At 65.7% G+C, this 20,055-nt stretch carries 22 protein-coding genes; 7 read left to right on the forward strand and 15 right to left on the reverse strand.

Features of this window, described 5'->3' with window-relative positions:
- Positions 1–21 precede the first annotated feature (21 nt).
- Positions 22–369 (forward strand): ArsR/SmtB family transcription factor, encoded by a 348-nt coding sequence (locus ACF3NP_RS08830; RefSeq protein WP_070844914.1) that lies wholly within the window; start codon positions 22–24, stop codon positions 367–369.
- Positions 370–430: 61 nt separating this feature from the next.
- Here ACF3NP_RS08830 and ACF3NP_RS08835 read toward each other — a convergent pair whose 3' ends face one another.
- The 3 genes from ACF3NP_RS08835 to ACF3NP_RS08845 are packed head-to-tail and all read right to left on the reverse strand — an operon-like array spanning position 431 to position 3,336.
- Positions 431–1,063, reverse strand: a complete 633-nt coding sequence (locus ACF3NP_RS08835; RefSeq protein ID WP_181890043.1) for a potassium channel family protein — start codon at positions 1,061–1,063, stop codon at positions 431–433.
- Between the two features lie 46 nt (positions 1,064–1,109).
- On the reverse strand, positions 1,110–2,486 hold the full coding sequence (locus tag ACF3NP_RS08840) for a TrkH family potassium uptake protein (RefSeq protein WP_070844916.1): 1,377 nt from the start codon (positions 2,484–2,486) through the stop codon (positions 1,110–1,112).
- 10 nt (positions 2,487–2,496) lie between these two features.
- Positions 2,497–3,336, reverse strand: coding sequence for a glycosyltransferase (locus ACF3NP_RS08845; RefSeq protein ID WP_070844917.1), 840 nt, complete (start codon positions 3,334–3,336; stop codon positions 2,497–2,499).
- A gap of 39 nt (positions 3,337–3,375) precedes the next feature.
- On the opposite strand from ACF3NP_RS08845, the gene ACF3NP_RS08850 reads away from it, so the two are divergent.
- The gene (locus ACF3NP_RS08850) at positions 3,376–4,347 is read left to right on the forward strand and encodes a 1,4-dihydroxy-2-naphthoate polyprenyltransferase (RefSeq protein ID WP_181890042.1); all 972 of its coding nucleotides are present in this window, start codon (positions 3,376–3,378) and stop codon (positions 4,345–4,347) included.
- Here ACF3NP_RS08850 and ACF3NP_RS08855 read toward each other — a convergent pair.
- The 3 genes from ACF3NP_RS08855 to ACF3NP_RS08865 are packed head-to-tail and all read right to left on the reverse strand — an operon-like array spanning position 4,344 to position 6,583.
- Positions 4,344–5,333: an IS481-like element IS5564 family transposase gene (locus ACF3NP_RS08855; protein WP_011113072.1), complete on the reverse strand. Its 990-nt coding sequence runs from the start codon at positions 5,331–5,333 to the stop codon at positions 4,344–4,346. The two genes, ACF3NP_RS08850 and ACF3NP_RS08855, sit on opposite strands and share 4 nt — an antisense overlap.
- Complete coding sequence (gene cmx / locus ACF3NP_RS08860; protein WP_005297378.1) at positions 5,333–6,508, reverse strand: chloramphenicol efflux MFS transporter Cmx; 1,176 nt, start codon at positions 6,506–6,508, stop codon at positions 5,333–5,335. The genes ACF3NP_RS08855 and cmx overlap by 1 nt, the downstream gene beginning before the upstream one ends.
- A 21-nt stretch (positions 6,509–6,529) precedes the next feature.
- Positions 6,530–6,583, reverse strand: a complete 54-nt coding sequence (locus ACF3NP_RS08865; protein WP_011113070.1) for a chloramphenicol resistance leader peptide — start codon at positions 6,581–6,583, stop codon at positions 6,530–6,532.
- 290 nt (positions 6,584–6,873) lie between these two features.
- Between ACF3NP_RS08865 and ACF3NP_RS08870 the strand changes: the two genes are divergently transcribed.
- A complete protein-coding gene (locus ACF3NP_RS08870) occupies positions 6,874–7,776 on the forward strand; it encodes an AEC family transporter (RefSeq protein WP_181889728.1) in 903 nt (300 codons plus the stop codon).
- 118 nt (positions 7,777–7,894) lie between these two features.
- Here ACF3NP_RS08870 and ACF3NP_RS08875 read toward each other — a convergent pair whose 3' ends face one another.
- On the reverse strand, positions 7,895–9,136 hold the full coding sequence (locus ACF3NP_RS08875) for an MFS transporter (protein ID WP_070475265.1): 1,242 nt from the start codon (positions 9,134–9,136) through the stop codon (positions 7,895–7,897).
- A complete protein-coding gene (locus ACF3NP_RS08880) occupies positions 9,133–10,785 on the reverse strand; it encodes an ABC-F family ATP-binding cassette domain-containing protein (protein ID WP_070475266.1) in 1,653 nt (550 codons plus the stop codon). The genes ACF3NP_RS08875 and ACF3NP_RS08880 overlap by 4 nt, the downstream gene beginning before the upstream one ends.
- Positions 10,786–11,037: 252 nt before the next feature.
- Between ACF3NP_RS08880 and ACF3NP_RS08885 the strand changes: the two genes are divergently transcribed.
- Genes ACF3NP_RS08885 through ACF3NP_RS08895 form a run of 3 tightly spaced genes read left to right on the forward strand, consistent with a single transcriptional unit; the run spans position 11,038 to position 13,811 of the window.
- Positions 11,038–12,036, forward strand: a complete 999-nt coding sequence (locus tag ACF3NP_RS08885; protein WP_181889726.1) for a substrate-binding domain-containing protein — start codon at positions 11,038–11,040, stop codon at positions 12,034–12,036.
- Positions 12,033–13,049 carry an ABC transporter permease gene (locus ACF3NP_RS08890; protein ID WP_085956873.1) on the forward strand — a complete coding sequence of 339 codons (1,017 nt, stop codon included), beginning with the start codon at positions 12,033–12,035 and terminating at the stop codon, positions 13,047–13,049. The genes ACF3NP_RS08885 and ACF3NP_RS08890 overlap by 4 nt, the downstream gene beginning before the upstream one ends.
- Complete coding sequence (locus ACF3NP_RS08895) at positions 13,050–13,811, forward strand: ATP-binding cassette domain-containing protein (protein ID WP_181889725.1); 762 nt, start codon at positions 13,050–13,052, stop codon at positions 13,809–13,811.
- Positions 13,812–13,835: 24 nt separating this feature from the next.
- On the opposite strand, the gene ACF3NP_RS08900 is transcribed toward ACF3NP_RS08895, so the two are convergent.
- Positions 13,836–14,147: a DUF4229 domain-containing protein gene (locus tag ACF3NP_RS08900; RefSeq protein WP_083290284.1), complete on the reverse strand. Its 312-nt coding sequence runs from the start codon at positions 14,145–14,147 to the stop codon at positions 13,836–13,838.
- Positions 14,148–14,187: 40 nt separating this feature from the next.
- Here ACF3NP_RS08900 and ACF3NP_RS08905 point away from each other — a divergent pair, with 40 nt between their 5' ends.
- Positions 14,188–14,460 carry a hypothetical protein gene (locus ACF3NP_RS08905; RefSeq protein ID WP_181889724.1) on the forward strand — a complete coding sequence of 91 codons (273 nt, stop codon included), beginning with the start codon at positions 14,188–14,190 and terminating at the stop codon, positions 14,458–14,460.
- Positions 14,461–14,772: 312 nt separating this feature from the next.
- Here the strand turns inward: ACF3NP_RS08905 and ACF3NP_RS08910 are convergent, their stop codons facing one another.
- From ACF3NP_RS08910 to ACF3NP_RS08935, 6 genes are read right to left on the reverse strand one after another with little or no spacing between them, the layout of a single operon-like run.
- Positions 14,773–15,030 (reverse strand): helix-turn-helix domain-containing protein, encoded by a 258-nt coding sequence (locus tag ACF3NP_RS08910; RefSeq protein WP_301612498.1) that lies wholly within the window; start codon positions 15,028–15,030, stop codon positions 14,773–14,775.
- Positions 15,027–16,046, reverse strand: a complete 1,020-nt coding sequence (galE, locus tag ACF3NP_RS08915; protein ID WP_181889722.1) for a UDP-glucose 4-epimerase GalE — start codon at positions 16,044–16,046, stop codon at positions 15,027–15,029. The genes ACF3NP_RS08910 and galE overlap by 4 nt, the downstream gene beginning before the upstream one ends.
- Positions 16,046–17,023: a c-type cytochrome biogenesis protein CcsB gene (ccsB, locus tag ACF3NP_RS08920; RefSeq protein ID WP_181889721.1), complete on the reverse strand. Its 978-nt coding sequence runs from the start codon at positions 17,021–17,023 to the stop codon at positions 16,046–16,048. The genes galE and ccsB overlap by 1 nt, the downstream gene beginning before the upstream one ends.
- Positions 17,024–17,053: 30 nt before the next feature.
- Positions 17,054–18,703 carry a cytochrome c biogenesis protein ResB gene (gene resB / locus ACF3NP_RS08925; RefSeq protein ID WP_181889720.1) on the reverse strand — a complete coding sequence of 550 codons (1,650 nt, stop codon included), beginning with the start codon at positions 18,701–18,703 and terminating at the stop codon, positions 17,054–17,056.
- Positions 18,704–19,477: a cytochrome c biogenesis protein CcdA gene (locus tag ACF3NP_RS08930; protein WP_181889719.1), complete on the reverse strand. Its 774-nt coding sequence runs from the start codon at positions 19,475–19,477 to the stop codon at positions 18,704–18,706.
- Positions 19,478–20,050, reverse strand: a complete 573-nt coding sequence (locus ACF3NP_RS08935) for a TlpA family protein disulfide reductase (protein WP_070475275.1) — start codon at positions 20,048–20,050, stop codon at positions 19,478–19,480.
- Positions 20,051–20,055: the final 5 nt, after the last annotated feature.

Raw genomic sequence — 20,055 nt, forward strand, 5'->3', positions numbered from 1 at the left:
CAATATGAAAAGGTAGGAAGCATGAAAGATTCTGTCGCCACGACAGCAGACACTGGCCTCGACTGCTGCTCGCTGGGCTCCGGCTTGCTCTCCGCAGACGACGCGACGCGTTACGCGGCCCTGTTCAAAGTTTTGGCGGACCCCGGCCGGCTGCAACTACTCTCCTGGCTCGCCGAAGAGGGCTGCGAGCCGATGAGCGTGAGCGAACTGACGCAACGCTCTGGGCTAAGCCAACCGACGGTTTCCCACCACCTCAAAAAACTTACCGAGGCTGGCCTCCTAGAAAAGAGCCGCCTGGGCAGGTCGGTCCTCCACCGGCTGCGCCCGGAGCTGTTCGCGGAACTTCGCACCGTGCTGCAGATGGACTGAGACTTACCAGCTGAGACAGAACCACTCCCAGCAGAACTGGTCCAAAGACTGCCACATGCCCCTACTGCTGGGAGAAACGCTCTAAGTCGTCCGGCGCACCCGCCATCACAATCAGGTTCGACGGGGAGAGCTCCTGGCCCGGCACAAACGGCTGCCACTCGCCGTTGCTGTTGCGCACGGAGACCACCTGCACGCGGTGCTTGTCCCACAGCTTTTCCGCGTCGCAGGGGCCGGACAGCAGCGCACGCGGCGGGGCCATCTTGATCACGCCGTAGTTCTCCGCCAACTCTGCGAAATCCTGGAACCTCCCGCCGAGCAGATGCGCCACCCGGCGGCCGGTGTCGTGCTCCGGGCGCACCACGTGGTGCACGCCGAGGCGTTGCAAAATGCGGGCGTGGGACTCCGAATCAGCCTTCGCCCAAATGTCGGGCACCCCTAGATCCACCAGGTTGGAGGCGGTCAGGATGGACGCCTCCAGCGCGGAGCCGATGCCGAGTACAGCGCGTTTGACGTCGTGAACACCGAGCTGGCGTAAGGCTTCGGGGTCGGTGGTGTCGGCGACGGTGGCGTCGGTAAGCAAAGGCGCATGCTCGCGTACCAGCCGCTCATCCGCGTCGACGCCTAGGACCTCCACGCCGTAGCGGGTGAGCTCCTGGGCGATCGCACCGCCGAAACGGCCCAGGCCAATGACCACCACGGGCGGGATATTCAAACGCTGCGTGGACGTGAAACGGGGGAAGTTAACCAATGAACGGCCTTTCTGTGGGGTAGTCGAACCTGCGGGAAACGGTGCGCAGCGCCAGCGCTGCGACGAGTGTGAACGGGCCGATGCGCCCGAGGTACATCAGCAGGCACAGCGCGAGCTGGGACGGGGTGGACAAATCCGCGGTGATGCCGGTGGAAAGCCCCGTGGTGGCAAACGCCGAGATGACCTCGAAGTTGACCTGGTCGGCGGTGAACTGGGGGTCGCAAATACGCAGCGTAGCTACGCCTGCGGTCACCGCTACCAGTCCCGCCGCGGCCACCGTCATGGCCTGGCGCACCACACTTTTTGGCACGGTGCGGTGGCCCACGGTGGTGGCGTCGCGGCCTTTGAATTCCGCCAGCATGGCCGCTAGCAGCACGGTCGCGGTGGTGATCTTGATGCCGCCGGCTGTGCCCGCGGACCCACCGCCGATGAACATGTAAATGTCCGTGACCATCAGCGTGATCGGGTGCGCCTCGGCGTAATCGACAGAGTTGAACCCCGCGGTGCGCGGCGTCACCCCGGAAAAGAACGCGTTGAGGCACTTGACACTGGTTGGCATGCCGGCGAGGAAGCCGCGCCACTCCAGTAGTGCGATGATAAGCGTGGCGCTGACCACCAGAAACGCGGTCGCCTGCAGCGTCATGCGGGTGGTGATGGACAGCCGCCGCGAGCTCACCGGCGCGCCGTGGACCAGCCCGCGCATCTGCTCGCGGCCGCGGCGCACCAGCTCGGAAAGCACCGGGTAGCCCAGCCCGCCAATCATCAACGCACCCGCCAACGGGATGAGGATCCACCCGTCCGTGTTGTAGGAGACCAGACTGTCCGGACGCAGTCCGAAGCCGGCGTTGTTGAACCCGGAAATCGCGTGGAACACGCCCTCGTATGCGGCGCGCCCCGGCGCCATGCCGTAGACGGTGGCGAAGCGAATGCCCAAGATCACCGCTACCACCCCCTCAAAAAAGAAGGTGAGCAGCAGCGTTGCCACGAGCGTCCGCCTCACCCCACCTTCCAAAATTGGCCGCCCCTCAGCTGCCGTGGCATACCGCGAACGCAGCTTCACCCGGCCGGTGAGCAGCATGCCGGTAAGCGAGGTAATGCTCATGATGCCCAGGCCGCCGGCCTGGATCAGCGCCAGCACAATGAACTGTCCGGCCAGGCTCCAGTGGCTGCCGGTGTCCTCGGTGACCAGGCCGGTCAAAGTGGTCGCGGACGTGGCGGTAAACAGCGCGCTCATCAGCGCTGTAGGCGCGCCGTCAGCGGAGGCGAACGGCATGGAAAGCAGCGCTGTGCCGGTGAGGATCAGAGCTAGAAAGCCCAGCGCAGTTAGTTGCGCGGGGCCGAGCCACCTCTTGGAGGCTGTGTCATTCACCGGCCAAACGCTACTCCGCGGCGCGCAGCTTGGCTACGTCTTCTGCTGAATACGTCGCCGCGATTTGGACGTCGTTGCCGCCGGAGAGGTTCACCCGCGACAGGCGCACACGCTGCGAGCCCGGGACCAGCGGAAAGTTCGCCGAGCGCTCCGAAACCTGCTTCACCGGGAACCCGGCGCTCAGGGCGCAGTGGTTCAGCCACACATCGTCGGCGCGTGGTGCGAGGTCCAAAAACTCCGTGCCGCGCTCGGCGACGTAGCGCACCATCTCCTTCGGGTAGCGCACGCCGTCCACGCCGGTGGCGAAGTGCAAAATCGACGGCTCTGTGCTCCTTACCGGCCGCCACTTCTTGTACGGGGCGATGCCTTCTTCGTCCAGCACGACTCTGTGGGCGCGGTAGGCGGTGATGGTGGAGGCCGAAGGAGCGTCGATGAGCTTCTGCGCAAACGTGCGCGGGTAGAGCACATCGTCGTCGACGGTGATGACGTTGCGGTCCGGGTACTGCTGGAACGTGCCGTAGTACTTGGTGTGCGGGCCCAAGCCGCCGGTGGATTCGTGCACCTGCAGGCCGCGATTCGCAAGCGACTGCAGCGCGTCCGGCCACCGGGCGTGGAAATCCACCGGGTCCAGCCACAGGTGCACCGGCAGGCGCACCGTGCCCACCAGCAGCGACGCAATCGCCGCGGCAGCCGAGCGCAAACGGGTGCCGTGGGTGGTTAAGGAAATGACGGTCTCGCCGTCTGCCGGGAAGCGCTTGTCCGAGTTGTGCGCCGCGTTGAGCAGCAACGGGAGACGAACGAATGCGCCGGTGGCCACGAACCCTTGGCGCACGGCGTAGTCAATCCACATGGCGCATTACCCTAGCCGACCGGCGAGGGAGGGTGCATGATGGAGGGCATGACTGACACTGGGACTCACACCGCCACACCCCGCGACTGGTGGGAAGCCGCCCGCCCCCACACCTGGCCCAACGCATTCGCCCCCGTCATCGCCGGCACCGGCGTGGCGGCCCTGACCTTGCAGGCCCACCCCGGCCGCGCCGTGCTCGCGCTTTCAGTGGCGTGGGCGCTGATCATCGGCGTGAACTACGCCAACGACTACTCCGACGGCATCCGCGGCACCGACGACGACCGCACCGGCCCGACGCGCCTAACCGGTTCCGGGCTGGCCGCGCCGGAACAGGTGAAGCTTGCGGCGTTTATCGCGTTCGGCGCCGCCGCGGTGTTCGGCGTGATCCTGTCCGCGGTGGCCGGCGCGATGTGGCTCGTGCTGGTGGGCGCGCTGTGCATCGCCGCGGCGTGGTTCTACACCGGCGGCGACAGCCCCTACGGCTACTCCGGCTTCGGCGAACTCTCGGTGTTTGTGTTCTTCGGGCTGGTCGCCGTGATGGGCACCGAATACACCCAGTCCGGAATGGTGTCGTGGGAAGGCTTCCTGTGCGCGCTGGCCATTGGCGCGATCTCCGCGTCGGTGAACCTGGCCAACAACATCCGCGACATCCCAACCGATGCGGCCGCCGGCAAGCGCACACTTGCGGTGAGGCTTGGCGACGACAACGCGCGCACCCTCTTCACCGTCCTGACCTTGTTCCCGTTCTTCATCTCAGTGGTGCTGTCGATGACCACCGTGTCTGCGCTAGCGGCTCTGGTGGCGCTGCCGCTGGCGGTGGCGAGCGTTTTGAAGGTTCGCGGCGGGGCTTCGGGCAAAGAGCTCATCCCGGTGCTGGGGCTGAACGGTAAGACCATGCTGGCCTGGGCCGTGGTCACCGCGGTGGCGTTCGCGTGGTTCGGCTGGTCGTTCTGGGGTCAGTTCGCCGGTATCGGCGAGGCCGTGCCGTACGCGCCGTTGGCGTCGCGCTAGGTGTGATGTCCAGGGACGTTGTTGAGTCGGTCGAAGGGTACGCCGCCAATCGCAGAGTGGTGTCGGTGGTGGTTGTAGAAGTGGAGCCAGCCGGGCAGCGCCAGGCGTCGTTCGGCCTCTGAACCGTAAAACCTGGCATAGGCCCAGCCGTCCCCGAGCGTGCGGTGGAATCGCTCGATCTTCCCGTTCGTCTGCGGCCGGTAGGGGCGTGTCCGCTTGTGTCGGATGCCGAGCCGAGCGCAGAAGTCCCTCCATGCGTGGGATCTGTATGCCGACCCGTTGTCGGATAGGACTCGCTCGACGGTCACGCCTCGTTCGGCGAACCAGGCCACGGCGCGTTCGAGAACTCCCACCGCTGTGCTCGCCTGCTCATCCGACCAGATTTCTGCGTATGCGACGCGGGAGTGGTCGTCGATGACTGTGTGAACGAACGCCGTCCCGGTGCGCGGCTTGTGATCTTTTCCTCGTGGTAATCCCGGAGTCGCGAGCTTGTTCCGTGCGCCTTGCTGCCGACCTACGTAACGATGTCCACCGCCGTCGGGGATGTTGCCGAACTTCGTGACATCGACATGAATCAACGATCCCGGATGAGGATGCTCATATCGCCGCAATGGCTCGCCAGTGACACGATCGATATGCGAGAGGCGGTTCACGCGGCAACGGACGAGGACCGCGTGAACAGTCGACGTCGAGAGACCAAGTCGCGCAGCGATCTGGGCTGGCCCCAGTCGAAGCCGCCAGCGCAGGTTGATGATCTTCTTCTTGACATGCTCGGGCGTCCTGCCTGGGATCCGGTGCGGCTTGCTGGAGCGATCCTGCATCCCAAACTCACCCTCTTCCCGGTAGCGGCCTGCCCATTTCCGGGCAGTGATCGGGGAGACCATGAACATCTTTGCGGCGATCGTGGCCGGATAGCCGTCTTCGACAATCAGCCGAGCTAACCGGAGACGGGCACGAGGAGTGAGAAGAGCGTTCGGATGGGTCATCAATTGGCCTCCGCCGCGGTCTTCGTAAGCGCGCGTCTGGTGAGAAGCATGATGACGAGAGCGATCGCTGTCAGCACCGAAGCGACCCAAACCGGCGCGAGCAGCCCCAGCCCGGTCGCGAGCCCGAGCGCACCAAGCACGGGCCCCGCTGCAGCTCCGATATTCAATGCTGCGGTTGCGTACGAACCGCCCATCGTTGGCGCACCCGATGCTGCATACAGCACACGCGTGATCAGAGTACTGCCGACGCCGAACGACAGGAATCCCTGAACGAGGACGAGGACGATAAGCGCAACGGGATGAGATGCGACCACTGCCAACACGATCCAGCCTGTCAGCAATAGCGGTCCGCCGACTGCGAGCACGAGGCCAGGTCGTTGATCTGATAGTCGTCCTGCGATCGTGACGCCAAGGAACGATCCGATGCCGAACATCACCAGCGCGACGGACACCCACGCTTCGGCCAAGCCCGCGGTCTCGGTCACGATGGGTGCCAGGAAGGTGAATGCCGCAAAGGTCCCTCCGTTGATCAGCGCTCCGAGTGCCATGGCCAGGATGAGCCGCGGCGTCGCCAACTGGCTGAGCTCGACACGGAGCCTTGGTGAGGTCGCGCTAGTCTCGCTCCGACCAACATTGTTCGTGACGCCACGAATGACTCCAACGGCCGCGGGAATACAGAGGATGGCGATCGCCCAGAACGTCGTTCGCCAGCCCAGCGCTGTGCCGAGCAGTGCCCCGGCGGGGACGCCCACGACGGTTGCGATCGTCGTGCCGGAGAGCAGGATCGACAGTGCACGCCCCTTCTGGTTCGCTGGCACGAGGGTAGTGGCCGTGCTCAGTGCTACGGCGAGGAATCCTGCGTTTGCGAGAGCGCTGAGCACCCGGGTGATGAGCAGGAGAGAGAACACTGGTGTCATCGCTCCGATGACGTGGCTTCCCGCGAACACGAGAAGGCAAACGATCAATGTGAGCCGCGGTGGCCAACGGCGAGCGAATGCCGCCATCACTGGCGCGCCGACGACCATACCGACTGCGAATGCGGAGGTCAGCAGGCCCGCAGTGCCGACCGAGACGTCAAGTTCGGTCGCGATCGCGGGGAGCAATCCCGCGAGCATGAATTCTGAAGTGCCCATGACGAAGACCGCCAGGGCAAGCATGTAGAGGGCAAAAGGCATCGAGTACTCCGAGGTGTGAGATCAAGAAATGGTTCTTCTTGTCACCACGGCCAGCGCCCCGGGTACGCCAGACATACGCCCACACAGATCGTGGGCGTCGTAACTAGTGGTTCAAGGGGCTGGCGGTGTGACCGACAACCCCTGACCTGTCTGATTCGGGACTCGACATGCCCCAAACTCTAACATGCCTTCAATGGCAAGCGGTCTGGACAGATACTTCTTGAATCGGCACGGTGTCATTACGGGCGGGGGCCAGAACAACGTCCCTGGACATCACAGCTAGGTGTCGCGTTTTCGCAATGTGGCAAAAATTTGCCACATTGCCAAACGCGACCACCCCCAGCCCCGGCGATACACTCACGGGCATGCTTGACGTCCTCACCGGTTTCGCCATCATCTTCACCGTCATCGCGGCGGGGTGGTGGCTGGCCCACAAGGGCGTCATCGGGCCGGGCGAGCAGCGCCTGCAGCTCAACCGCATCGCGTTCCACGTAGCCACCCCGTCGCTGATTTTCTCCTCGGTGGCGGTCTCGGACACGGACGCGTTTTTCTCCCCGGTCATCCTGGTCATCGCCGTCGCCACGGTGGTGACCATGCTCATCTACTGGGCGATCAGCGCGCTCTTCTTCCGCCAGGACGCGACGGAAACGATGGCGGGTGCGGCGTCGTCGAGCTACTACAACTCCGTCAACATCGGCCTGCCCATTGCAACTTATGTGCTTGGCGACGCCACCTTCGTCGTGCCCGCCCTCGTCCTCCAAATGGCGGTGCTCTCCCCCATCGTCATCGCCGGGCTGAACCGCAGCTCCTCCGGCGTTGCCAAGTCCGTGCTGTCCGGGCTGACCGCGCCCGTGGTGGTCGCGGCGTTCGCGGGCTTCGCCGTCTCCGCGGCATCCTGGACCGTGCCAGAGCCGGTGCTGGCGCCGCTGGAGATCTTGGGCGGGGCGTCCATCCCGCTGATCCTTATGAGCTTCGGCGCCTCACTCACCGGCGAGAAGGTACTGACAAGCCACCGTGGCCCCACCCTCACCGCCACCGCGTTGAAGCTGGTGGGTATGCCGGCGGTGGCGTGGATCGTCGCAAAGCTTCTGCACCTGGGGCCGGAAGAGATGTACGCCGCGCTGATCCTCTGCGCGCTGCCCACGGCGCAGAACGTGTACAACTACGCGGCGACGTACCGCTCGGGTGAAGTGATCTGCCGCGACACCGTGTTCCTGACTACCTTCCTGGCCCTGCCGGCCATGCTGCTGATCGCCGGAGTGTTCTAGCTGTACTGACCTCAAACGTTGGTCAATCGTGAAAACCCAGTGCAACCAGCCGTCGAGCTCGCCGCGGTAGCAAAGCGGTGGAGAGGTGTGAGGATGATGTTGGCGTGTCTTAGGTCTCTCATGCCTCGGCCAGCGTCTTCTGTGGCATCTTGAGTTGACCCAGGGCTAGGAGCAGTGCTGCCGTGGCCAGTGGCACCAGGCCGGCGGTGATGAACAGAGTTCTGGAGTCGATGAAGCGGCTGAAGAGTCCGGTGAGGGCGATGGACAGAGGCATGAAGGCGATGGAAATGAAGAAGTCGAGGCTGGCGACCCTGCCGAGCATCTCCAAGGGGACGTGCTCTTGAAGCACTGTTCCCCAGATGACCATCCCGATCCCGATCAGCGCCCCGTAGAACGCGAGTCCTGCACCGATGGCCCACGGATTGCTGGTGAGCGCCGGGATGGACAAGGGCAGACATCCGAGCGCCCAGACGCCGACCATTGCGGGCAGGAAGCGTTCCGGTGTGCGCCACGACCCCGCCAGCAGGGAGCCCACCAACCCGCCCGCGCCGAGGGCAGCCAGGACGGCCCCGTAGAGGGCAGGTCCATTGTCATGCGAGGAGCGCATAAGAGCGGGTAGGAGGACTTCGAGTGGTCCGGTCACGACCAGTCCCATGACGGCCGCGAACAGGACACTGGAGCGAACCCAGCGTGTGCGGGAAACGTAGCGGAAGCCATCGAGCAGATCGGTGATCGGTGAGTCTGCCGCAGCGTCGGCATTGGCCTCCGTTTCGGCGCGGGTGGGGGTGGGAAGCCGCAGGGCCGCGAGCAGGCCAAGTCCGATTGCTGCTGCGATGAGGTACCCGCCAGCGGCGGGCATGCTTGCGCCGATGAGCGCTCCGACGACAGCGGGCGCAAGTGCCTGCCCGACCAAGGGACGGGTGGCGCCTTCGAGGCCGTTGACGGCCATGAGGTCGTCGCTATCCACCAGGACTGGCACCAGTGCCGTGTAGGCGGGGAAGAAGAAGGCGGTTGAAGCGCCACTGATGAACGCGGAGACCGCGAGCATCCAGAAGGTGACAAAGTCGAGGATTGCTGCTGTGGACATCGCGGTCGCGATGGCGAGATTCAGGGCGAGCACACCCACGATGACGGATTTGTTGGGGATCCGGTCGGCAATTACGCCAGCTGGGAGGGATCCCGCAAGCAGGCCGATGCCGCTCCAGGCCACGACACCCGACAAGGTGGCTGGCGTGGCGCCCAGGTCGAGGGTCTGCATGGTCAGGTAGAGGGCCCAGGCGCCCTGGGCGAAGATGGTCAGCACCATCGCTGCGAACAACTGGCGGTACGTGGGGATGGTCAAGGGGTGAAGCGGGTTCATGGCATGTCCTTCAAGTCAAGGTTCAGGTGGGGCCAGTCGGAAAAGTCGTGGAGCATCTGCCGGTCATGGGTGGCGACGATCACCGCGCAGGAGGCCTGTTGGAGCTCGGTGGTGATGTCGTCGACGAGGTTCGATGACAGATGATTGGTGGGTTCGTCCAGGAGCAGCAGGTCTGGGTCCTGTGCCAGACACATGGCCAGGTGGAGTCGGCGTTGCTGTCCTTGCGACAGGCGCCCCACGGGCGTGTTGGTTGCAGAGGCCTCGAGCAGCCCGAGCGAGCCGAGAGTAGGCGCCTGAGATCGGCGGCCCAGCTTTGTTAGGTACGCCTCGTAGACCTCGTGTGCGGGGCTGGAGTGATCCCAGTCGGAGACCTCTTGAGACAGCAGAGTGATGCGTGCTCTCGGGTTCACTCGCACATGTCCCGTGGTGGGGGCCAGACGCTGTGCAAGAACTGCCAACAAGGTGGACTTTCCCGCGCCGTTTGGTCCGGTGACCACCAACCGGTCACCGCCGTTCACGTCAACCGACACCGGAGTGTCCAACCGGTCCTTCACAGTAACTTCGGTGGCGTTCATGATGCTCTGCCCGGCACGAGTTGTCGAGGCGGGCCACGCTAGACGCAGTGGCGGTGCCGGCACGTCGATCTCATGACGTTTCAGGTCTTCTATACGTCGGTTGAAGGCTTGGACCACTCCAGCAGCGCGTGTGGCGCGTTGGTGCTTGCCTGTGCCCTTGTCAGGTCTCCATCCCCCCTGAGACAGGCGGGAGCGTGCCTCGGCTGCAGCGCGTGTCAGTTCATTGTGCCGGGCGACCTGGGCGGCGTGGTCCTGTTCCCACACGAGGCGTTCTCGTCGGCGGCCTTCAATCCAGCCTTGGTAGCCGCCCGAGTAGGTTCGCGGCACGCCATCTCGGGTCGGGTCGAGATCCAGGAAGGTAGTCGCCACATCACGCAGCAGAGCGCGGTCGTGACTGACCAGAGCCAGGCCACCGGGGTGATCACGCAGTCGTTCGGTTAGGAAGGACAGTCCTGCAGCGTCGAGGTGGTTCGTGGGCTCGTCCAGCAGGAGCAGGTCAGGGGTCGATCCAAGTGCGACGGCAAGCCGGACCCGGTACCGTTGCCCGACCGACAAGGTCGACAGTATGCGAGCGCGGTCGCTGCAAGCGTCAAGGCCTGCAAGTGCGATGTCCACGCGCCTTTCTGCATCCCAGGCATCCAATAGCGTGGCGGTCTCGAGCGCTGCGGAATAGGCATCGGCCGCGTCGTTTCCTGCGGCGAGTGCTGCGCTCGCCACGTCGAGTGCCTCAAGTGCAGCCCTGGAGGGAGCTGTCGCTTCGGCGATGAGATCGCCGACGGTGCGGTTGCCTTCGGTGGGCATGTCCTGCTTGACCAGGACGAGGGAACCCATCTGGGTCACTACTCCCGAGTCAGGGGTCAGGAGCCCCGCCAAGATATGGAGCAAGGTGGTCTTACCACGGCCGTTGTCGCCGACGATCGCCAGGCGTGAGCCGGCGGAGACGGTGACATCCAGCCCGTTCAGGAGGTGCCTGTCTCCCAAGGTGATGTGGATTGATTCGGCACGGATGTGTGCGACTGGCCCGCGGGGCGTTCCGTTCCACACACATGACCGCAAGGTTGGTGTGATTGGCATTTCGTACTTTCAGCTCGTCATGGAGCCGGGCAGCACTAAATGACCGCCCGGCAGATGGCCAGGACGGCAGACGAGAGATCAGAAGGGGTCCCGCCGCCGTCAGCGGGCGGAACGCAGCTTCATGGAAGCGATGCCTGAGTACATGAGGCAGAGTTTACCCAGCGTGGCGGATCTCAGCCAATTAATTGACGTCTCCGGTCAATACGTCTAGTCCGCTTGACGCACCCGAGTGCAGTGGTTCACACTTTGGCAATGAGGAAGGCACGGAAAACTGTGGCAGCCGCGCTACTGACGGTGGCAGCGGTGTTGGGCGGATGCTCGTCGACAGGCGGAGCCCCCCGCAACGAAGACGGCGGCGGCACGGCGGGCGGCGTGGACACCCCGCGGTACGTGGTGGCGATGGTCACCCACGGCGCGCCCGGCGACACCTACTGGGACCTCGTGCGCAAGGGCGCCGAGGACGCCGCGAAGAAGGACAACATCGAGCTGCGCTACTCATCCGACCCGCAGGCGCCCAACCAGGCGAACCTCGTGCGCTCCGCGGTGGACGCGGGCGTGGACGGCATCGCCGTGACCATGCCGAATGCGGAGGCGATCGGCCCAGCGGCGCGCGACGCCGTGGACCACGGCATCCCCGTGGTCGGCCTGAACGCCGGCATGACCGCGTACCAGGACTACGGGTTGACCGGCTTCTTCGGCCAGGACGAGACCGTGGCCGGCCGCGCCGCCGGCGAGCGCCTCAAGGAGGAAGGCAAGAAGAAGGTGCTGTGCGTGATCCACGAGCAGGGCAACTCCTCGCAGGAGGCGCGCTGCGCCGGTGTGCGCGACGGCCTCGGCGGCGACTCAAACGCGGTGGAGCTGCTGTACGTCAACGGCCAGGACCTCACCGCCGTGCAGTCCACCATCACCTCGAAGCTTTCCCAGGACCGCTCCTTCGACACCGTGTTTGCGCTGCAGGCGCCGGTGGCGATGCGCGCCGTGGAGTCCGTCGCCCAGTCCGGCGCGCAGGCGCAGGTGTCCACCTTCGACACCAACGCGGAGCTCGTTGGCGCCATCGCGGACGGGCGTGTGGCGTGGGCCGTGGACCAGCAGCCGTACCTGCAGGGCTACCTGGCGGTGGACTCGCTGTGGATTGCAAAACGCAACGGCGGCACCCTCGGCGGCGGGCGCCCCGTCTACACGGGCCCGAGCTTCGTGGACGCCACTAACGTGGACAAGGTCGAAGACGCCGCGAAAGCGGGCATGCGATGAGGGACGACCGCCTGAAAACCCGCACCGGGTTCGCGCGCCTGATCCGCCGCCCGGAGTTTGCCAGCCTCCTCGGCTTCATCGCTATCTTTGTCTTCTTCCTCTCCGTGGCGCCGGCGTTTCGCTCCTTTGAGGCGCTGGCCACCACGCTGTACGCCAGCTCCACCCTGGGCATCGTGGCGCTTGCGGTGGGCATGCTCATGATCGGCGGGGAGTTCGACCTCTCCTCCGGTGTCGCCGTGACCACCGCCGCGCTGGCCGCGACGATGCTGAACTACAACCTGCACCTGAACTCGTGGGTGGGCGCGTTCCTCGCGCTGGGGATCTCGCTGGCCATCGGCGCGCTCAACGGCTTTTTGGTCACGCGCACCGGCATCGATTCCTTCCTGATCACCCTGGCGGCCTTCCTCATGCTCCAAGGCTTGAACCTGGCGGTGACGAAGCTGGTCACCGGCCAGGTGGCCACCCCCACCATCGCGGACATGGAGGGCTTCCCGTCCGCCCACGCCGTGTTCGCCGGCGAGTTCCACATCGGCAACGTGCGCATCTCGGTGACCGTCCTGTGGTGGATCTTCTTCGTCGCCGTGGCATCGTTCGTGCTGTTCCGCACCAAGCTCGGCGGCTGGATCACCGCGGTCGGCGGCAACGCCGACGCCGCCCGCGCCGTCGGCGTGCCGGTGCGCCGCGTGAAGATTCTGCTGTTCATGGGCATCGGCTTCGCCGCGTGGTTCGTCGGCATGCACACCCTGTTCGCCTTCGACTCCATCCAGGCCGGCCAGGGCGTGGGCAACGAATTTCTCTACATCATCGCCGCGGTCATCGGCGGCTGCGCCATGACGGGCGGGCGCGGCACCGCCGTCGGCACCGCCATCGGCGCGCTGATCTTCGGCATGACCAACCAGGGCATCGTCTACGCCGGCTGGAACCCGGACTGGTTCAAGTTCTTCCTCGGCGCGACACTGCTGGTGGCGGTGCTCGCCAACACCTCCTTCGCTAAATACACCAAGGGGCGCTAAGTGGCTGTCATCGAACTGGAAAACATCACCAAGTCCTACGGCAGCTTCGAGGCGCTGCGCGGCGTCAACCTCGCCGTGCGCGAAGGCGAAGTCACCTGCGTGCTCGGCGACAATGGCGCCGGCAAATCCACCCTGATCAAAATCCTGTCGGGCCTGCATCAGCCCACTTCGGGCACCATGCTTATCGACGGCTCCGCCACCACCCTCACCTCCCCCCGCGACGCCATCAGCGCCGGCATCGCCACCGTCCACCAGACACTGGCGATCGTCGACGAGCTCAGCGTGTGGCGCAACTTCTTCCTCGGCCAAGAACTCACCAGCGCGCTCGGTGTGCTGCGCCAGGCCGAGATGAAGCGGATCTGCTCCGAGCAGCTCCTAGAGATGGGCATTGACATCCCCGACGTGGACGTCGAGGCCGGCAACCTCTCCGGCGGCCAACGCCAGGTCATCGCCATCGCCCGTGCCGTCTACTTCGGCGCCCGCGTGCTGATCCTTGACGAGCCCACCGCGGCGCTTGGCGTGAAGCAGTCCGGGGCGGTGCTGCGCATGGTCGCCGCCGCCCGCGATCGCGGCATCGCCGTCGTGCTAGTCACCCACAACCCCCACCACGCCTTCTTGGTGGGCGACCACTTCACCATCCTGAAGCTCGGCCACCAGGAGCTCGACGCGCCCCGTTCCGAGGTCACCCTCGAGGAGCTGACCCACCAGATGGCCGGCGGCGGCGAGCTGGAGGCGCTCAGCCATGAGCTGAGGCGGGACTAAACCTTTGGTGCGTCGATTAGCGAGCTAGCGTTCGGCGAGCTCGGACTGAATCCAGTCCTTGCGCGCCTGGCGCTGGTGCTTCAGCTCCGCGACAGCCTCATTCGCCTCAATGCGGTGGCGCTTAAACAGCAGCATCGACAGCGGGAACGCCACAATCAGCGCCAGCAGCGCCGACATAATCACCGGCACCGGCGCGCCAATGAGCACCGCGGCGAGCTGGATCACCACCGTCAGCGCGATGAACAAAAGCAGGCGGTCCAAGCCGTAGATGGCCACGGCCTTGTTCGCCCTCGATTTCGCCCCGGGGTCTACCTGCGGAGAACGTTGATCAGTCACGGTTGTTCACCCTATCCGGTGGCCAAGTATGTTTAAAACCATGGGAAGGTTGCTACTCCTCGCATTGGTCGTCCTGGCCGCCGTGCTGCTCTGGCGCGCGTTCGGCCCCGGCTCCGCCGAGCGCTACGGGTCGCTGCGCGGCGGTTCGCAGCGGCAGGTCGAGCAGAAACCCGTGATCAAGGGGCCTGACGACGACGAAGAGTTCCTCTGGAACATCGAAAAGAACCGGTTCAAGGAGCGCCGCGCGCGTGAAGAGGCCGAGCGCAAGCGCCGGGAGGAAGAAGAACGCCGCCGGCGCCGCGACGACAGCTAGATATTTGGGGCTAGGCGGCCCCTGTCCAGATTTGTTCACTAGCTCAGTGAACAAATTCGGGTTTTGGGCCCATTTCTCGGGGCGGCGAGCTTCATTCCCCCAGGTCGCTACCCGGTCGCCCGGAATTTGTTCACCCGGGACGAGCCTGAGAGTGAACAAATTTCGAAAAGGCGCCGGGTTCCTGACAGATCACGGCAGACGTTTGCGCCGACCTGGGCAGATAGGGCCACTCTGACAGATTCCGCCGCGGAGTGTCAGCGGCGGGGGCGGAACGCGGCCGGGAGGCCCAGGCGCGGCGGCCGGCGGAACCCCCTACGCCTCGGTGAACCCGACGCGCAGGCCGAGCTCGGCCGCGACGGCGATGACCTTCTCCCAGCGCACGCCGGCGCCGCCGTGCTCGATGGTGTGCAGGGTGGAGCGGGAGACCCCGGCGGCGTCGGCGACGTCTTGTTGGAGGCGGCCGGCGGAGCGGCGTCGTAAGGCGATCTGCTCGCCCAGCGCCAGCAGCACCGGGTCGTCGCTTGCGGGTTTGCCCTGCTTGTTGCGGGGTTTGTGGTGGGCGTCGCTCATCGGCCGGCCTCCTTCAGGCCCTCTTCCTCGGCGAGCACTGCGGGCAGTTTCTCGGACCAGGCGAGGGCGTCGCGGACGCCGTCGACAAGCGAGCGCTCCGCGGACCACCCCAGGACAGACTTCGCTTTGTCGGTGCGCGACGCGCTGCCGACGACGTCGCCGGGGCGGGCGGGGCCGGTGCGGACCTCGAGCGGTGTGCCGGTGGCTTCGCCGAACGCCTCGGCGAGCTCGAAGACGGTGGTGCCGTGGCCGGTGCCGAGGTTGATCACGTCGTAGCCGGAATCCCCCACCACGGAGTCGAAGCGCTGCAGCACCGCCACGTGCGCGCGGGCGAGGTCCCAGACGTGGATGTAATCGCGCAGGCCGGAGCCGTCGCGGGTGGGCCAGTCCACGCCGGTGACGGTGAACGGCTCGCCGGCGGCGTGGGCCTCGATCATTTTGCCCATGGCGTGGGTGGGGTGCGGGTTCTGCAGGCCGGTGCGTAGCGCGGGGTCGGCGCCGATCGGGTTGAAGTAGCGCAGGGCGACAACGCCGAGGCGGCCGGTGGCGGATTCGTCGCGAAGCACCCGCTCAAGCAGCCACTTCGACGCCGCGTACGGGCTCTGGGGATCCACGGCGCTGGTCTCGTCCACCATGTAGTCCTCGCCCGGCTCGTACATCGACGCCGTGGAGGACAGCACGAACCGGCGCACGCCGTGCCGCGCCAACACCTGCAGCAACGTGATGGCCTTGCCCACGTTGTTGTCGTAGTAGACCAGCGGCTGCTCCACGGACTCGGGCACGACGATTTTGGCGGCGCAGTGGATCACCGCGTCGATGTCCGGGTGCTCCGCGAACACCCGCTCCAGCAAGTCCACGTCGGCGACGTCGCCCTCGTAGCAGGCGAAGCGCTGCCCGAAGACGCGCAGGCCGGTGGAGAAATCGTCCAGAATCACCGGGGTGATCCCGGCGTCCGCGCAGCACGACGCAATAGTGGAGCCGATGTAGCCGGCCCCGCCGGTGATCAGGACCTTCACTAGTTCAGCCCCGCGTAGGAGTGCAGGCCGGCGATCACGGTGTTGACGTAAGTCATGTTAAAGATCGTCATGGCCATGGCGAATACGTTGATCCAGGCGGCGGCGGTGGACTTCCAGCCGGCCGTGGCACGCGCGTGGAGGTAGGCGGCGTAGAGGATCCAGGTGATCATGGAGACGGTTTCCTTGGCGTCCCAGCCCCAGAAACGGCCCCAGGCCACCTCGGCCCAGATGGCACCGAAGACGATGCCGATGCCGAACAGCGGCAGCGTCACCACCGCGGTTTTGTACGCGATCTGGTCCAGCGTTTTCGCGTCCGGCAGCGGGCGGAGGATCGCACCCAGGAATCCGTGTTCTTCGCCGCGCGGCTGGCGCATGCGCAGCAGGTACAGCAGGGCGAACGCGCCGGAGACCAGGCCCACGGACGCGCCGATGGACACCGTAGACACGTGCACTGGCATCCAGTAGGACTGCAGCGCGGGCACCACGGGCGCGGCCTGCATGTGGAACACCGTGGAGTTCAAGAACATCGCGATGACCATGGGGAACAGGAGCCACGGCCAGACGGTGTGCCAGTTCTTGCGCTGCACCACCACGGCGGCGACGACCATGATCACGGCGGTCATGAACAGGATGTACTCGTACAGGTTGCCCAGCGGGAACCGCCCGGCGGCGAGCCCGCGGGTGACAAACGCCACCAGGTGCAGCGCCACGCCGACCCAGACAAGCGCCTGGGTCATGCCGGCCCATTTGCGGGCGTTGGCGATCATGTCCTCGTCGGACTTTTGCTTCTCGACGACCTCCGGTCCCCCAGCGCCAACCAGCACCTTCTGCTCCGCCAGGGCCTCGCGGCGCGCCTCGATGACGCTGTTGACGCGGCCGTAGTAGATGAACGCCAGAATCAGCGCCACGATGTAGACGATGAATGCGGTGCGGAACGTCAGGTCAGACAGCTCCGCCATGGTTGTGTTGACGAGCATGCCCATAACCTACCCCACTAGCAGGCGTTATCAAAGGTCATAGGGGTTGAACTCCCCCTGCTCGCCCTCATCGTCGTCGGGGTCGAGCCCGAGGATGGCGGCGGCGATGTCGTCGAATTCACGGCCCCACCCGGCGCGGTCGGTGCGGGCGAGCCCGGCGATTTCGACGTGGGTGTGGCCCGAGGTACCCGGGCGAATTCTTACCCACACGCGGCGGCGCTTGATGGCCAACGAGCCGGCGAGCGCACCGAGCATGATCGCGGTGGAGACCAGCGCCCACACCTGCATCGGGTCGCGGGAGATCTGGTAGTTGGCGTACTCGGCGGCGCCGTCGAAGCGCACCTTCACCTCGCCGTCGCCGGTGTCCACGGTGGCCTCGGAGCCGGGGGTGAGCTGGACGCGGGAGACCTTTTCCAGGCGCCCGTCGGCCACCAGGGACTGGTCCAGCACGAAGATGTTTTGCGGCCGGCCGGTGTCCAGGCCTGCGTCGCCGACGTAGACGTCCACGGACACTGCCGGGTCGTCCATGGAGGGGAACGCGGACTGCAGCTGGTCGCCGTTCGGCCCGGCCCAGCGGGCGGTGGGCGCGAAGTTGCCCTCGATGGCGATCTGGTGCTGGCGGCGCTCCGCCAGGTCCGGGTACATGCCGGCGGGCGGGTCGAAGCGCATCACGCCGGAGGACAGGAACGTGAACACGTCAGTGGGCCGAAACTGCATCATCTGCGTGCGGGTCTCCCCGTTCGGCCACGTGATGGTTACTTGCGGGGCGAAGCCGTGGCCCTGCAGGTAGACACGGTCGCCGCTCACGCGCAGCGGGTGGTTCACCGCCAGGCTCGTGGGCGTCCACTCCTCCTGCGGGACCGACAGGTCGTCGGTGTAGGTGATGTCGGAGGAGAACTCGTTGGCCTGCCCGTTATTCAGGTAGGTGGCCGAGAAGTTCTGGGATTCGAAGCAAAACGGGGTCAGGCCGGTGCCGTCGAAAAGCGGGCCTGCCCGGAAGACGTCGAAGTTGGCGGGCGAAGTGTTGCAGAACACCCGCGATTGCTCCACCGGCACCGCGGATTCGGCCTCGGAGTTGGTGACCACGATGACCTGGCCTTCGTAGAAGACCATGCGGCCGGCCACGAAGGTGAGGATCATGGCGACGATGCCGATGTGGAAAATCAGGTTCATCAGCTCGCGGGTGTAGCCGCGCTCCGCGGAGATCGAGAACGCCCCGGCGCGGTCCTCGTCCGGTTTGTAGGACGCCACGTGCCAGCGTTTCAGCTGCTTGCGCAACTGCTTCTCGACGTCCTCCGGCGCCCCCGCAACCTCCCCCTCCACGTGGTGCGGCATGCGCCCCAAGTACTTGGGCGCGCGCGTCGGCTTGGCCTTGTAGGCGCGCCAGTGGTCGATGGAGCGCGGGATGATGCAGCCGACCAGGGAGATGGTCAGCAGCAGGATGATGGCGAGGAACCACGTAGACTGGAAGACGTCGAAAAGCTGCAGCTTGTCGTAGATGGGGCCGGTGGTGGGGTTGGCCTTGAGGTAGTCGTCCACCAGCGAGGACGACACGGTGCGCTGCGGCAGAAGCGCGCCTGGGATGGACGCCACGGCCAGCACGAACAGCAGCATCAGCGCGGTGCGCATGCTGGTGAGCCAGTGCCACGCCTTTTTCAGCCAGGTCTGTGCCGTCTTCATTTAGATGATCGTCCCTCCGAATCCGTCGACGAGTTGGCGCGACCAACCGATAAACACGTCCCAGGCGCCGGTGAGCAGCATGATGCCGACAACGATCATGGCGACGCCGCCAGCGATCTGGATGCCGCGGGAGTGGCGGCGCAGCACGTCGATGCTGCGCACGGCCTTTGACGAGCCGAACGCGACAAGCAGAAACGGCAAGCCCAGCCCGATGCAGTACGCGATGACGAGCAGCACGCCGCGCGCCGCGGTGAAGCCCTGGGTGCCCACTGACACCGAGACGATGGCGGTCAGTGTGGGACCCAGGCACGGTGTCCAGCCGAGTGCAAAGATCCCGCCGAGCAGGGGCGCACCGATGATGGTGGTCCACTTTTTCGGCTGGAAGCGGGTGTCTTTTTGCAGCGCGGGCACAGCCCCCATGAACACCAGGCCCATGAGGATGGTGACCACCCCGCCGATGCGGGTGAGCGTTTGCGCGTTGAGCGCGATGGCGCTGACCGCGCCGAACACCGTGACGGTGGCAAGCAGAAACACCACGGTGAACCCGGCGATGAACAGCAGGGCAGCACCGGCGACCGCCCAGTGCTTGCGGGACACGCGCGCGCCCTTTTCATCCAGCGTCATCTCGCCGCCGACCACGCCGGTCAGATACGAGATGTAGCCCGGCACCAGCGGGATCACGCACGGCGAGGCGAACGAGACTAACCCGGCAACCGCGGCGGCGAGCAGGCCGAGCAGCAGCGGGCCATCGGCGACAAAATCGGCGAAGCCCACCTAGGCCTCCCCGTCGAGGCGGTCGATGACCTCGAGCAGATCGTCCGCGGTGATCTCACGGAGGAACACCGCCGCCGGGCGGTGCTGCTTGTCCAGCACGATCGTCGTCGGGATCACCGAGGACGGCACGCCGCCCAAGTTGGCGGCGGTCTTAAACGGCGGGTCGTAGATGGACGGGTAGGTCACCCCGTTATCCGCCAGGAAATCCCGCGCGATCTGCGGGTTCGGGTCGCGTACGTTGATGCCCAGCACCGTGCCGGAGTTCTGCTCCTGCAAATGCTCGTGCACCTGCTGCAAGTCGTCCACTTCCGCGCGGCACGGCGCGCACCACTGGCCCCACGCGTTGAGCACAACGATCTCGCCCTCGAAATCACTCAGGGCGATGGTCTGGCCTTCGTCGAGAAGCGACTCGCCCTCGAAGCCGGCCAGGGGCTTGCGGTCCGCCTCCTCGTAGAAGATTTCAGTCTGCCCGCCCGGCGAGTGGAACGCGAAGTTGCCGCCGTTGTCCGCGCCGGAGCAGGCTGTCAGCAAAAGCGCGGCCGCACAAAGCGGCGCGGCGAAAAGCTTGCGCATAGTAC

The sequence above is a fragment of the Corynebacterium lehmanniae genome (assembly GCF_043161975.1).
Classification (GTDB): domain Bacteria; phylum Actinomycetota; class Actinomycetes; order Mycobacteriales; family Mycobacteriaceae; genus Corynebacterium; species Corynebacterium lehmanniae.